We start from the raw sequence: 12,491 nt of genomic DNA on the forward strand, positions 1-12,491 counted from the left end.
AGCCGTAGAGTATGAAATTCTCACCCAATAAAGGAACAAAGATGGCAACCCCGACTTTTGACACGACTGAAGCACAGGCAAGTTACGGTATCGGCTTGCAGGTTGGACAACAGCTGAGCGAATCTGGCCTGCAGGGGCTGCTACCGGAAGCGCTGGTCGCCGGTATCGCTGATGCATTGGAAGGTAAACAGCCGCAGGTGCCGGTGGAAGCCGTTCATCGCGCGCTGCGTGAAATCCACGAACGCGCTGATGCCGTGCGTCGCGAGCGTTTCCAGGAAATGGCCGCGGATGGCGAGAAATACCTGGATGAAAACCGCGAACGCGAAGGCGTGAACAGCACCGAATCCGGCCTGCAGTTCCGCGTTCTGACCCAGGGTGAAGGCCCGATCCCGGCCCGTACTGACCACGTTCGCGTTCATTACACCGGTAAACTGATTGACGGTACCGTCTTTGATAGCTCCGTCGCGCGCGGCGAGCCGGCTGAGTTCCCGGTAACCGGCGTTATCGGCGGCTGGATTGAAGCGCTGACCCTGATGCCGGTGGGCTCCAAATGGGAACTGACCATTCCGCACAATCTGGCCTACGGTGAGCGCGGCGCGGGAGCATCCATTCCTCCGTTCAGCACCCTGATTTTTGAAGTTGAACTGCTGGATATTATCTAAATAGCAGGGGCTTCCTCTCCCGTTCGGGGGAGGGGGCGCTTTAAATAGTGTAAAACCCTTAAGTTAGGAATTTATTAGAGCTTTGTATTGCATATCTGCTTTATGGGTGTATTTTTGTGAGCTCTTTCGCGCAACTGGAGTGATATAACACTCACTTTAAACATAAAATTAACATTATCTCTAAATCATAGTATTCATCCCTCCGATTCTTACCTAATATCGATAAACCCCTCGTTCCAGGGTTAAGACGAATTAAGGGCCAATAGAGCCCGAACAACACAGACAGGTACAACAGGAAAAAATCACATGGTAGATCAGGTCAAAGTCGCTGCCGACGAGCAGGCTCCGACTGAACAATCGCTGCGGCGAAATCTCACTAACCGGCATATTCAGCTTATTGCTATCGGTGGTGCGATAGGCACCGGGCTGTTTATGGGCTCCGGCAAAACTATTAGCCTCGCCGGGCCATCAATTATTTTTGTTTATATGATAATCGGCTTCATGCTGTTTTTCGTCATGCGCGCCATGGGTGAATTACTGCTGTCGAATCTCGAATATAAATCGTTTAGCGACTTTGCCGCCGACCTGCTGGGGCCGTGGGCAGGCTATTTTACCGGCTGGACCTACTGGTTCTGTTGGGTGGTCACCGGCATGGCGGACGTGGTGGCGATCACCGCCTACGCTCAGTTCTGGTTCCCGGGGCTTTCCGATTGGGTTGCGTCGCTGGCGGTTATTCTGCTGCTGCTGAGCCTTAACCTCGCCACCGTGAAGATGTTCGGTGAGATGGAGTTCTGGTTCGCGATGATCAAAATCGTCGCCATTGTGGCGCTGATCGTGGTTGGGCTGGTGATGGTGCTGATGCACTTCCAGTCACCGACCGGCGTCGAAGCCTCTTTCGCTCATCTATGGAATGACGGAGGCTGGTTCCCGAAAGGTATTAGCGGATTCTTTGCCGGCTTCCAGATAGCAGTCTTCGCTTTTGTCGGTATCGAGCTGGTGGGCACCACGGCAGCGGAAACCAAAGATCCGGAGAAATCCCTGCCGCGCGCAATTAATTCCATCCCGCTGCGTATCATTATGTTCTACGTTTTCGCGCTGATTGTGATTATGTCGGTGACGCCGTGGAGCTCAGTAGTACCGTCGAAGAGCCCGTTCGTTGAGCTGTTTGTGCTGGTCGGTCTGCCAGCGGCAGCCAGCCTGATTAACTTCGTGGTGCTGACCTCGGCGGCTTCTTCCGCCAACAGCGGTGTATTCTCGACCAGCCGTATGCTGTTTGGTCTGGCGCAGGATGAACAGGCACCGAAAATGTTCGCCAAACTGTCTAAGCGTGCTGTCCCGGCGAAAGGCCTGACCTTCTCCTGCATGTGCCTGCTTGGCGGCGTGGTGATGCTGATGGTCAACCCGAGCGTGATTGCTGCTTTCACCATGATCACCACGGTTTCAGCGATTCTGTTCATGTTCGTCTGGACGATTATCCTGTGCTCATATCTGGTGTATCGCAAAAAGCGTCCGCAACTGCATGAGCAGTCTAAATATAAGATGCCGCTGGGCAAGCTGATGTGCTGGGTATGCATGGCGTTCTTCGTCTTTGTGTTGGTGCTGCTGACGCTGGAAGCCGATACGCGCGAAGCGCTGATCGTGACCCCGCTGTGGTTTATTCTGCTGGGGGCTGGCTGGCTGTTTGCTGGTAAGAAACGTCTGGCGAAATAAAAAAATCTTCAGGAGAGATTTTTAACGTTGCTTGCAACGGCCCGTCATAAAAAAGGCCACCCGGAGTGGCCAATAAGACTGACAATGTCGAGGGCGCCTACGGGCGCCTTTTTATTTACTTTCCTGCGAGGGCACGCGGGAACAGCACGTTATTTTCCAGGCTGATGTGCTCCATTAGGTCATCAATGAGTTCGTTGATGCCGTTGTACATCGCTTTCCAGGTGGTGCAGGCTTCCGGTGGCGGTGTCACGTTATTGGTGATGTGTTTAATCACTTCCAGCAGCTCGCCAGCATCATCATGCTCACTTTCCATCACGCTGATGGGGCCGCCAGCCTGAGTGCCCATACCCTGTTTGATCATCGGGAACAAAATCTGCTCTTCCTTCATCATATGGCTGGAAAGCTCCTGATGCAGCATGGTCAGATATTTGGTCAATCCTTTAGGAACGTTAGGTTTGTCGGCGTGAACGCGTTCCACTTTAGTGGCCTGTAAAATCAGCTCCGGCAACTGCTCGCGGTGCCTGTCGTGGTAGCGAACGATAATATGATCGATGATTTCCGCATACGGCACCACTCGCCAGTCGCGCTCGACCGGCTGCTCCGCCAGTTTCGCCAACTCGGCCTCAATCACCGCGACGTCCAGCTCTTTGCGGGATGCCGCGCGATCCAGCGTCTGTTTGCCGCCGCAGCAGTAGTCCATATCGTATTTACGGAACAGCGCGGAGGCGCGCGGAATTGTCAGCGCCAGCTCACCTAAAGGTTGGTCACGGAAAGCCATATGCAGTTACCTCGTTATAAAAAATATAAGATGTATTTTAAATGCATCTTATTGGCAAGGGAATACCCCTTTAGGGTACCAGGCTATTTTTCTCGCTGACCAGTTCTTGTAATACAGGCTTTTCCGGACGAGCACGCACTGCGGACACCACGCCGAGCACCAGTAGCAGAATGCCGCTGAACGTCAGAAACGGCGGCAGACTCTGGCGCAAAATAAAGGTATACAGCAGACCGGCGAGGGTTTCGAAGACAATCAGCGGCCCAAGGATCACCGTCGGCAGGCGCTGGCTGGCTACGTTCCAGCACCACGCGCCGACCCATGAACAGAACACGGCGATCGCCAGCATCAACGTGATAAACACCGTTGGGCGCGGGCCAAAGGGCAGCGGAAAGCTAACCTGCTGTCCGTGCAGCCACCAGCAGGCGGCAAGGTATCCGGCCAGCGAAACCGGCAGCGTCACCAGCGCCTGCGCCGTGGCCCACATCATCGGCGGTTTATCGGGGTTTTCCCGCAGCCAGCGCGCATTGCGCAGGGCATACCAGGCCCAACAGACTACAGAAATGCAGGCCAGACCAACGCCGGAGCCGTAGCGCCAGGGGCTGAAATCAGGCAGACCCTGACGCAGTTCGGCGATATTGACGCACGCCAGGCCGACGGCAATGCAAATCAGCGCCGGGAACAGACGTCGCCACGGTAGCTTACCGTCACGCTGGCTATAGAGCAGGTTGGCAAAGACCGGCAACACCACCGGCAGGGTACCGATAATCATCGTTGAGACCGGCGCGCCAGTACGTTGAATGGCGCTGGCCAGGCAGATGTAATAGATTAAGTTGCCCATCATGGTCAGCCCCAGCGCCGTCCACCAGTCTTTGCCGGAGAGCTGACGCAGCCGGGCGCGACCAAGCCAGGCCAGCGGCAGGGCAATTAGCCCCAGCGCCAGGTAGCGCCCCATCGACTGCAATACCGCCGGATATTCCGGTACCAATAATGGACCGACGAATATCAATCCCCACATCAACCCTGCCAGCAGGGCATACAGCACACCGCTAATCATCAAGTCTTCCATCGCTATTTCTGTTGGCGAAAGTATAGGTAGGGTGAATGCGAGAATATTGTATGAGATTGCGCTTTAGCGCGGGAGAACCTGTTTTTGATAACGCACTGGCGTAATGCCATAGCGGCGGGTGAAAGCGCGGGTCAGATGCGACTGGTCGGCCAATCCGGCGGCGAGGGCGACATCGGCGGCGGGCATGCCGTGGGTGAGAAAAGCTTTGGCGCGCCACAGGCGGATAGCCATCAGCATCTGGTGCGGCGTAACGTGGAAGTGGGCCTTAAACTGGCGCTGGAAATGATACGGGCTGAGCGCCGCCACCTGCGCCAGCTCATCCAGGGTAACTGTACGCATATAGTTGTCGTGCAGATATTCGCGTACACGCTCAAAGCGGTGAGCAGCCTCGGGCAATATAGCGGCGTGGTGGGCGAACGGACGGAAGGTGTCGATTAAATCCAGCAGCAGACCCTGCTGCGCCAGCGGATCGTCGGTGTGCCACAGGCCGTAGATCAAATTGCCAATTTGCCGGGAGCGCAGCGGGTCCTGACGTACCACTTCCCTGAACCACCAGTGGCGCACACCGGTCACCTCTTCCAGCATATCCGGATCGAGATATATCATTCGATAGCGCCAGCCATCGGCGGTTTCCGCCTCGCCGGTATGCAGTTCATCGGGGTTCATGGTGACGATGGAGTTGACCGACGCCACGTGCTGGCTGCCGCGATAGCGAAAACGCTCGGCGCCGAGTTCAATCGCGCCAATACCAAAGGCTTCATGGGTGTGTGGTTCAAAGGCGTAGCGGGAGATATGGGCATGGTACAGTTCGACGCCGGGCACCTGCGCCAGGTGGCGAAAGCGCGCGCTGTCTTTTTCATCATTGAACTGTTCTGGTACGCCTTGCATGTAATTACTCCCGACGAACATCCTTTCATTATTGAGGATGGCCCGCCGGGATGCTACAAAAATTAACCAGTATGTAACAGTTACAGAATGCCTTTGACGCTCTCAGCCAGCGTAGTGGTCGGGCGGCCAATCAACGCGCTCAGGGTGCGGCTGTCGTCAAACAGGCCGCCTTTTGATGCGCCAACATCAGAGTCGGCCAGCATATCAGCCAGACCAGCAGGCAGGCCGACGCCTTTCAGCGCAGCGGCGAAGTCGGCTTCGCTGAGGTTTTGATATACCACGTTTTTACCGCTTTGTTTGCCCAGCTCTGCGGCAAGTTCGCTCAGCGTCCAGGCGTCGTCACCCGCCAGTTCATACACTTTCCCGGCATGACCCTCTTCGGCGATCACGCGAGCCGCAGCGGCGGCGTAATCAGCGCGGGTGGCGGAGGCGATTTTGCCGTTACCGGCGGCGCCGATAAACACGCCATGCTCAATCGACGGCGGCGCGCTGGCGAGGTAGTTTTCGGTGTACCAGCCGTTGCGCAGCAGGGCATACGCAATGCCGGAGTCAGCGAGCATTTTTTCGGTGGCGATATGTTCATCCGCCAGCCCCAGCGGGGATGTATCGGCGTGCAGCAGGCTGGTATACGCGATAAATTTCACCCCAGCGGCCTTAGCGGCATTAATCACGTTGCGGTGCTGGACGGCGCGCTGGCCCACTTCGCTCGATGAGATCAGCAGCAGTTTATCGACACCCTGCAGGGCGGCGGCCAGAGCGGCTTCATCGCTGTAGTCGCCCTGACGAACCACTACGCCTCGTTGGCTCAGAGATTCGGCTTTGGCCGGGTTACGCACGATAGCCACAATTTGGCCAGCAGGGACGGTGTTTAACAGATTTTCCAGGACGTGCTGGCCAAGCTGGCCGGTAGCACCAGTAATTGCGATCATGGGCCTTCTCCTTCGTGTTCATGAGTAGTTGTGGTAAGCTAACACCTTAACTAACTTTTAGTAAGTACGTACAAAAAGGTAAGTATGAATATGGCGAATCTGACGCTGAGCGAGCAGCTACGCAACGGCAACCTGTTTGCCGAACAGTGCCCTTCACGCGAAGTGCTCAAGCATGTGACCAGCCGCTGGGGCGTACTGATTCTGGTGGCCCTGCGTGATGGCACCCATCGGTTTAGCGATCTGCGCCGCAAGATCGGCGGCGTAAGCGAAAAGATGTTGGCCCAGTCGCTGCAGGCGCTGGAGCTGGATGGGTTTATCGATCGCGTGTCGTATCCCGTTGTACCGCCGCATGTTGAATATAGCCTGACTCCGCTCGGTGAGCAGGTGAGTGAGAAGGTGGCGGAACTGGCAGACTGGATAGAACTGAATCTGCCCGCAGTTCTGGCGAACCACGAGCAGGTGGCGTGAGCCGGGAGAGCTCCCGGCTAACAGGTCATTACTTACTCAAATCCAGCTGATAAATGGCGAAACCAATCTCGTCGGTAGCCACCTGGTGCATCGGATACTGTGCTTTCTCTTTAATAAACGCGGCGGCTTTGTCGCCCGGTGAAGTCTCAAAGCGAATATCCAGCGGTGTTTTGCTGTTGATGGGGGCCAGGCGCCAGTTGTTATCCGCCGCCGGATGGATCTCGCCGTTTTTCTTTGACTCCGCGCCAATCCACGCCGCCAGCACCGAGCGGTTCTCATCCGGTGATGCAAAAGCAATATGATCCTCTCCGGTGCCCTGGAATTTGCCGCCGTAGGCGCGGTAGTTATTGGTCGCGACGAGGAAGGTAGCATTCAGGTCAATCGGCTTGCCGTTGAAGGTCAGATTTTTAATGCGCTCGGCCTGCGGATTAACGTTGTTACATTCGCCGTCGTAGCGCGCCGGTTGGGTGATATCAATCTGGTAGTTTACCCCGTCAATAACATCAAAGTTATAGGTGCGAAAGCCGTCCCAGTTAATCAAAGACTGCGGCTTGCTGCTGGTGGGGTCAATCTGATTGAACTGCCCGGCGGAGCACTCCAGCCACTCTTTGACCTCTTTACCGCTGGCCTTCATCACCACCAGAGTGTTGGGATACAGGTAAAGGTCGGCGGCATTGCGGAAGGTGAGCTGGCCTTTTTCCACTTCAACAAAGCTGGCCGGGTCGTTTTTACGTCCGCCCACTTTAAACGGAGCGGCGGCGGAGAGCACCGGCAGCTTCGCCAGATCCGGGTCGCCCTGAATATAGTGCTCAACATAGGCTTTTTGCGCCATGTTCACCACTTGCACGGTCGGGTCGTCCTGTACCAGCGCCAGGTAGCTATACATATTGTCCGAGGATTTACCAATCGGTTTGCCGACAAACTCGCGAGTAGCGTCATGGTCGGCTTTAAGTACCGCCACCATGTTGCTGTCTTCCGCCGCCAGGGACTTTTTCGTCACAGAATCATAGATTGGACGCGCTTCGGCTTTCGCGCTGGTAACCTGCCATTTGCCGCTGTCGTTATTCAGTACCAGATCGACCACGCCAAGGTGGTCGCCCCACATGCCAGGCATGACCGCCGGAACGCCGTTCAGCGTACCTTTGGCAATATCGGCGCCTTTAATGCTGGCAAAGTCTTTGCTCGGGAAGACAGCATGCGCGTGACCGAACATAATGGCATCCACGCCGGGAACCTGGCTTAAATAGTAAACCGAGTTTTCCGCCATGGCCTGATACGGGTCGGCAGAGAGGCCGGAGTGGGCGATCACCACTACCACATCCGCGCCTTCCTTACGCATTTGTGGGACAAACTTGCGCGCGGTTTCGGTAATGTCGTTGACGGTCACTTTGCCGCTAAGGTTGGCTTTATCCCAGGTCATAATCTGCGGCGGTACGAAGCCGATGTAGCCAATACGCAGCGTTTGCATTTTTCCGTCGCTATCCTGAACCTGAGTATCCTGAATCAGATAAGGCGTAAACATCGGTTTTTCGGTTTTGGTATCGATGATGTTGGCGTTAACGTAGGGAAATTTTGCGCCAGCCAGCGCTTTGTGCAGGAAATCGAGGCCGTAGTTAAATTCGTGATTGCCAAGGTTTCCCACGACATAGTCCAGGGTATTCATCGCTTTATAGACCGGATGAACATCGCCATCTTTTAATCCTTTCGCCGCCATATAGTCGCCCAACGGGCTGCCCTGAATGACGTCGCCATTATCGACCAGCACGCTGTTTTTGGCTTCCTGACGCGCTTTTTCAATCAAAGATGCGGTGCGTACGAGACCAAATTTTTCCGTCGCGGTATCTTTGTAATAGTCAAAGTCCATCATGTTGCTATGCAGATCGGTGGTTTCCATAATTCGTAAATCGACCGTCGCCGCATTTACGCTGGCGGCGATCAGCGTGGCCAGCAGCGTTGCGCTAAACTTAATCATCAGTGGCGTCCTTTTTTATGAGCAATGACACAGAAGAAAATGTATTTACATTCTGTTGCTTACAGAAATGTGAATCATGCCATAAAAGCGCTGAATGAAACCGCCAGCGTTATCACAGATAGCGGAACTCACCATGATGCGATATAAATAAAACAACGAGTTAACGCCACTGTAACCAGAAGAGGTGGAGAATGTTAGAACAAGTATGTCAGCTTGCACGGATCGCAGGTGATGCCATCATGGACGTTTACGATGGAAAACAGCCGATGGACGTTGCCAGCAAGAAGGACGATTCTCCGGTTACGGCGGCGGATATTGCGGCGCATAAAGTGATTATTAGCGGCCTGCAGTCCCTGACTCCTGATATCCCGGTTCTGTCGGAAGAGGATCCGCCTGCATGGGAAATCCGCCAACACTGGCAGCGCTACTGGCTGGTAGATCCGCTGGACGGTACCAAAGAATTTATCAAACGTAACGGTGAATTCACCGTCAATATCGCCTTGATTGAAAACGGGAAACCGACGCTTGGTGTGGTTTATGCCCCGGTAATGAAGGTGATGTACAGCGCGGAAAAGGGGAAAGCATGGAAAGAAGAGTGCGGCGTCCATAAGCAGATTCAGGTTCGTGATGCGCGCCCGCCGCTGGTGGTGATTAGCCGCTCCCACGGCAATGACCCGGAGCTGCAGGAGTATCTGGAGCAGCTTGGTGAACACCAGACCACCTCAATCGGTTCCTCGCTCAAGTTCTGCCTGGTGGCTGAAGGTCAGGCCCAGCTTTATCCGCGTTTCGGGCCGACCTGTACCTGGGACACTGCTGCTGGTCACGCCGTAGCCAGCGCTGCCGGGGCGCACGTTCACGACTGGCAGGGGCGCACCCTTGATTACACACCGCGTGAATCGTTCCTCAACCCCGGCTTCCGGGTCTCTATTTACTGAGTAGTTTGTGCAGCAGGGCGACTACCTGCTGCACTTCATCCTGAGTGAGCGCACCATCTTTGGCCCACTGCACGCGACCGTCTTTATCCAACACCACGATTGCGGAACTCTCTTCATTAAGCTGCCACGCTTTGCGTACCACGCCATTGCTATCGACAATAAACTGCGACCACGGATAGAGCTGCTTATTGCTCTCAATACTACTGCGGACAAATATACTCGAGCCGGGGATAGCATCGTCGGTATTGACGATGGTGGTGGTTTGATAGCGATCATGCGGCAACTTCGCGCTTTTAATCGCCTCAATCAGCGTTGCGTTTTTCTCTTTTGCCGATGAGCGTCCGGCAATATGCTGCACGACGCGCACTTTTCCTGCCAGCAGCGAGCTATTCCAGTTTTTATAGCTAAACTTATCATTATCCAGCACTAATTCTCCCCGGTCCGCCACGCCGACCGGCGCGACGCGCTGACCGTCGACAAAGTTATGTGCCGACGCCACCAGTGGGAAGAGGAGACATGAAGCGGCCAGTAATCTACGTAGGGTCATGGTGTTTCCTTTTATTATTTTTGCAGGTGATCCGACCACTTGGTCTTCTTTAATCATAAGTGCGATCTATGAGCATTACCCGCAATGATGGTGCCAGTTTGCGGGTTAACGCACAAATTCGTCCAAAATCGGCGACTTATACTACCTTCATCGGATGCCTGAAACGAAAACTCTGAATTAATGTCATCAAAGAGTAAATAAACTTATACATACTGGGTATCACTCAGATTCTGGACTATAGTTTCAGGGCATTAAAATTTGCGCTCCCGGTACGTGGGCTAACTGTGGCACCACAAGAGCGTAACCCTGGCAGGAGACAACAATGAAAATTTTCCAACGCTACAACCCGCTACAAGTAGCGAAGTACGTGAAAATCCTGTTCCGTGGACGTTTGTATATCAAGGACGTTGGCGCTTTTGAGTTCGATAAGGGCAAAATCCTTATCCCGAAGGTTAGGGACAAGCTGCATTTGTCAGTGATGTCCGAAGTCAATCGTCAGGTTATCCGTCTGCAAACAGAGATGGCTTAACCTGAATAGTGGTATGGCAACACGGTAAAAAGGCGGCTCCCAACGGGAGCCGTTGATGTTTCTGGCCCCCTTCATCTGCGTATAGCATTGGCGATGTATTATCCAAAGCGCGGGTAAAAACCTCATCAAGTAAACTTTCGCAGCGTTTGCAATTGGTAGCCGCACTGTATCTGGCAGTAACCTTACACCTAAAATTAAATGTTTAAATTTTCTTCATTTCAGGGTTTTTAAATATAAAATTATTTTATTTCAATGTGTTGGGGTATTTTTTTGTTTTTCTATTTTTAATTTGTTAATAATTATTAATTTATTCTTTATTTTGATGGGTAAAATCTTAATTTCAATTTAAAATCATTTGCATACATAAGTCGTTAATTAATGTGGTGAATTGTTTCTGATTAATTGGCACAATAACATAAATTTTATTATGGGGATTCCGTTAAGGTCTCTGCCACGAAAAATGAACCATAAAGCAAGTGCTTTCGTTCATCTTAATTGCTAAGTAAGAGATAGAATTCTTATGTGTAAATAAACAGTTTCCTCACCAGTGCCGTATTATCGTATCTCTACGAGATTCAGTAAACGGATCGAGCCTCCGTTACCCTTGAGATGAAGCTCGATTAAAAAAATGGATACCAGATCATGTTCATCACCGCTATTACTTAATGAAGTGTCATCTCATCTGAGTTTAGCTATGAAAGTTAATGTTTCCTTCCCTCTAGAGTGAAGGGTGGTGGTAGGGCAGAGCGCATATGGTTTTCGGGATTTGAGGACTTTTAAGCGTTTGCTCAACTCTTAAGTTCACATTGATGAGATAAGACAAGAAATATCTGAGTAGAACTAATTTATATTCTTAGGATTATTGTTATGGGTTAACTTTTCAGTAACTAATGTGATTTTCAGGTTTGGATGATGATTATAAATATTAGATAGGATTATTAGTGCCGTTTAACATTTGTTCCTTTAGTGTTGGTTTGTTGTTATTCAATTGGTGCTGTTATCTGCCTGGATCGTGATTATTTATTTTTATCTTAATCCAAAAGTTTGATTGGTCGTTTGGTTGTGAATATTTGGAATTAACATCTGCTTTTGATGTATCTTTATGGTTTATTTATCTTTGATTTTGTTAATTGTTGTATTTTTATTTTGATAAGTGCTAGTGGTTTTTGATTTAATTTTTTATTTGTTTATTCGTGGCAAAAAAGCTTTTTCATAAAAAAATATTTTGCCAAAATAAGCACCAGATAAGATGTTTCTTGTGGGTATGATGTAGACGGAACTGAAAGCATCATAATTTGACTATGACTTTGCTACCCTGACGGAACAGGCGGCTATATGGTTAATTATTATATTATTTCTAACGATGGGTATTTTTCCTATGGATTGGGGGAAACGTTAAAAAATCTAAAGAAAGCAGTAATGTCTTTTAATCCATCGGATATTATTCAAGGGAAGTTTCCTGAAGATGTGAACGGTTCAGTCATCCTTATTGATGTTGACTGTTGCTGGTCATTCAAGAACATTGTGTGGAAACTCAGGAATTGTAATGGGTTGATTATCCCGATATTTGATCTTACCCACAGTACTTCTCATAAGTCATGGGAGTTTGGTTATCTCTCTAAAAGAGAAACCATGGAGAATATTGTTTCTGGTCTGATTCGATTTTCGATTTCAGGGAATTACCGTACGCTTACTGCAAATCAAGAAACGGTCATTTGTGCGCAAATTGACGGAAAGGATAACCACAGCGTGGCATCCAGTCTGGATACGTCATTAGCCTCTGTATATCGTTTTAAAATTGAGGCGATGAAGCTTTGTGGTTTTTGGCCAATGAACTCTCAGGGCGTCAGATATCTTTATCAGATTTTATGCCGGAATAATTATCAGAAGCAGAAGAGTGTTCTGATAAGCCATTGAATAAACATGTTGATACCGCCGGGTATTAAATATGAGCAGTGCCAGTTCGCATGATGCTGGGGGTGCGCCTGAAATCATGAATTACCAATG

Annotated in this window: 12 protein-coding genes; 6 read left to right on the forward strand and 6 right to left on the reverse strand. The window is 51.4% G+C overall.

The window, feature by feature from the left end:
- Positions 1 to 41 precede the first annotated feature (41 nt).
- Both fklB and cycA read left to right on the forward strand, forming a co-directional pair.
- The gene (gene fklB, locus HV127_RS10025; RefSeq protein ID WP_182235749.1) at positions 42 to 662 is read left to right on the forward strand and encodes an FKBP-type peptidyl-prolyl cis-trans isomerase; all 621 of its coding nucleotides are present in this window, start codon (positions 42 to 44) and stop codon (positions 660 to 662) included.
- A 306-nt stretch (positions 663 to 968) separates the two neighbouring features.
- Entirely contained in the window at positions 969 to 2,372 is a 1,404-nt protein-coding gene (gene cycA, locus HV127_RS10030) for a D-serine/D-alanine/glycine transporter (protein ID WP_182235750.1), read from the forward strand.
- Positions 2,373 to 2,487: 115 nt separating this feature from the next.
- Here the strand turns inward: cycA and ytfE are convergent, their stop codons facing one another.
- From ytfE to HV127_RS10050, 4 genes are all read right to left on the reverse strand, one after another.
- Entirely contained in the window at positions 2,488 to 3,150 is a 663-nt protein-coding gene (gene ytfE / locus HV127_RS10035) for an iron-sulfur cluster repair protein YtfE (protein ID WP_181483897.1), read from the reverse strand.
- A 70-nt stretch (positions 3,151 to 3,220) separates the two neighbouring features.
- Complete coding sequence (locus HV127_RS10040; RefSeq protein ID WP_182240613.1) at positions 3,221 to 4,204, reverse strand: DMT family transporter; 984 nt, start codon at positions 4,202 to 4,204, stop codon at positions 3,221 to 3,223.
- Between the two features lie 75 nt (positions 4,205 to 4,279).
- Positions 4,280 to 5,104 carry an AraC family transcriptional regulator gene (locus HV127_RS10045; protein WP_182235751.1) on the reverse strand — a complete coding sequence of 275 codons (825 nt, stop codon included), beginning with the start codon at positions 5,102 to 5,104 and terminating at the stop codon, positions 4,280 to 4,282.
- Between the two features lie 80 nt (positions 5,105 to 5,184).
- Entirely contained in the window at positions 5,185 to 6,033 is an 849-nt protein-coding gene (locus tag HV127_RS10050; RefSeq protein ID WP_182235760.1) for an SDR family oxidoreductase, read from the reverse strand.
- Between the two features lie 90 nt (positions 6,034 to 6,123).
- On the opposite strand from HV127_RS10050, the gene HV127_RS10055 reads away from it, so the two are divergent.
- Positions 6,124 to 6,501 carry a helix-turn-helix domain-containing protein gene (locus tag HV127_RS10055; RefSeq protein WP_112216241.1) on the forward strand — a complete coding sequence of 126 codons (378 nt, stop codon included), beginning with the start codon at positions 6,124 to 6,126 and terminating at the stop codon, positions 6,499 to 6,501.
- A 28-nt stretch (positions 6,502 to 6,529) separates the two neighbouring features.
- On the opposite strand, the gene HV127_RS10060 is transcribed toward HV127_RS10055, so the two are convergent.
- A complete protein-coding gene (locus tag HV127_RS10060; protein ID WP_182235762.1) occupies positions 6,530 to 8,473 on the reverse strand; it encodes a bifunctional 2',3'-cyclic-nucleotide 2'-phosphodiesterase/3'-nucleotidase in 1,944 nt (647 codons plus the stop codon).
- 191 nt (positions 8,474 to 8,664) lie between these two features.
- Between HV127_RS10060 and cysQ the strand changes: the two genes are divergently transcribed.
- Positions 8,665 to 9,408, forward strand: coding sequence for a 3'(2'),5'-bisphosphate nucleotidase CysQ (gene cysQ, locus HV127_RS10065; RefSeq protein WP_139540968.1), 744 nt, complete (start codon positions 8,665 to 8,667; stop codon positions 9,406 to 9,408).
- On the opposite strand, the gene HV127_RS10070 is transcribed toward cysQ, so the two are convergent.
- Positions 9,398 to 9,955 (reverse strand): YtfJ family protein, encoded by a 558-nt coding sequence (locus tag HV127_RS10070; RefSeq protein WP_139540969.1) that lies wholly within the window; start codon positions 9,953 to 9,955, stop codon positions 9,398 to 9,400. The genes cysQ and HV127_RS10070 overlap by 11 nt on opposite strands.
- Positions 9,956 to 10,277: 322 nt before the next feature.
- On the opposite strand from HV127_RS10070, the gene HV127_RS10075 reads away from it, so the two are divergent.
- Together HV127_RS10075 and HV127_RS10080 are read left to right on the forward strand one after the other, a co-directional pair.
- Positions 10,278 to 10,484 carry a DUF1107 domain-containing protein gene (locus HV127_RS10075; protein WP_110274431.1) on the forward strand — a complete coding sequence of 69 codons (207 nt, stop codon included), beginning with the start codon at positions 10,278 to 10,280 and terminating at the stop codon, positions 10,482 to 10,484.
- A gap of 1,335 nt (positions 10,485 to 11,819) precedes the next feature.
- On the forward strand, positions 11,820 to 12,401 hold the full coding sequence (locus HV127_RS10080; protein WP_182235763.1) for a hypothetical protein: 582 nt from the start codon (positions 11,820 to 11,822) through the stop codon (positions 12,399 to 12,401).
- Positions 12,402 to 12,491: the final 90 nt, after the last annotated feature.

This window comes from Klebsiella sp. RHBSTW-00215, assembly GCF_014103785.1.
Taxonomy (GTDB): Bacteria; Pseudomonadota; Gammaproteobacteria; order Enterobacterales; family Enterobacteriaceae; genus Klebsiella.

Excerpts from the sequence above, each read along its gene's own strand:
- ytfE (WP_181483897.1), bottom strand. The coding sequence starts at position 3,150 with ATGGCTTTCCGTGACCAACCTTTAGGTGAGCTGGCGCTGACAATTCCG.
- HV127_RS10070 (WP_139540969.1), bottom strand. The coding sequence starts at position 9,955 with ATGACCCTACGTAGATTACTGGCCGCTTCATGTCTCCTCTTCCCACTG.
- HV127_RS10075 (WP_110274431.1), top strand. The coding sequence starts at position 10,278 with ATGAAAATTTTCCAACGCTACAACCCGCTACAAGTAGCGAAGTACGTG.
- cycA (WP_182235750.1), top strand. The coding sequence starts at position 969 with ATGGTAGATCAGGTCAAAGTCGCTGCCGACGAGCAGGCTCCGACTGAA.
- HV127_RS10055 (WP_112216241.1), top strand. The coding sequence starts at position 6,124 with ATGGCGAATCTGACGCTGAGCGAGCAGCTACGCAACGGCAACCTGTTT.
- HV127_RS10080 (WP_182235763.1), top strand. The coding sequence starts at position 11,820 with ATGGTTAATTATTATATTATTTCTAACGATGGGTATTTTTCCTATGGA.
- HV127_RS10045 (WP_182235751.1), bottom strand. The coding sequence starts at position 5,104 with ATGCAAGGCGTACCAGAACAGTTCAATGATGAAAAAGACAGCGCGCGC.
- fklB (WP_182235749.1), top strand. The coding sequence starts at position 42 with ATGGCAACCCCGACTTTTGACACGACTGAAGCACAGGCAAGTTACGGT.
- HV127_RS10050 (WP_182235760.1), bottom strand. The coding sequence starts at position 6,033 with ATGATCGCAATTACTGGTGCTACCGGCCAGCTTGGCCAGCACGTCCTG.
- cysQ (WP_139540968.1), top strand. The coding sequence starts at position 8,665 with ATGTTAGAACAAGTATGTCAGCTTGCACGGATCGCAGGTGATGCCATC.
- HV127_RS10060 (WP_182235762.1), bottom strand. The coding sequence starts at position 8,473 with ATGATTAAGTTTAGCGCAACGCTGCTGGCCACGCTGATCGCCGCCAGC.
- HV127_RS10040 (WP_182240613.1), bottom strand. The coding sequence starts at position 4,204 with ATGATTAGCGGTGTGCTGTATGCCCTGCTGGCAGGGTTGATGTGGGGA.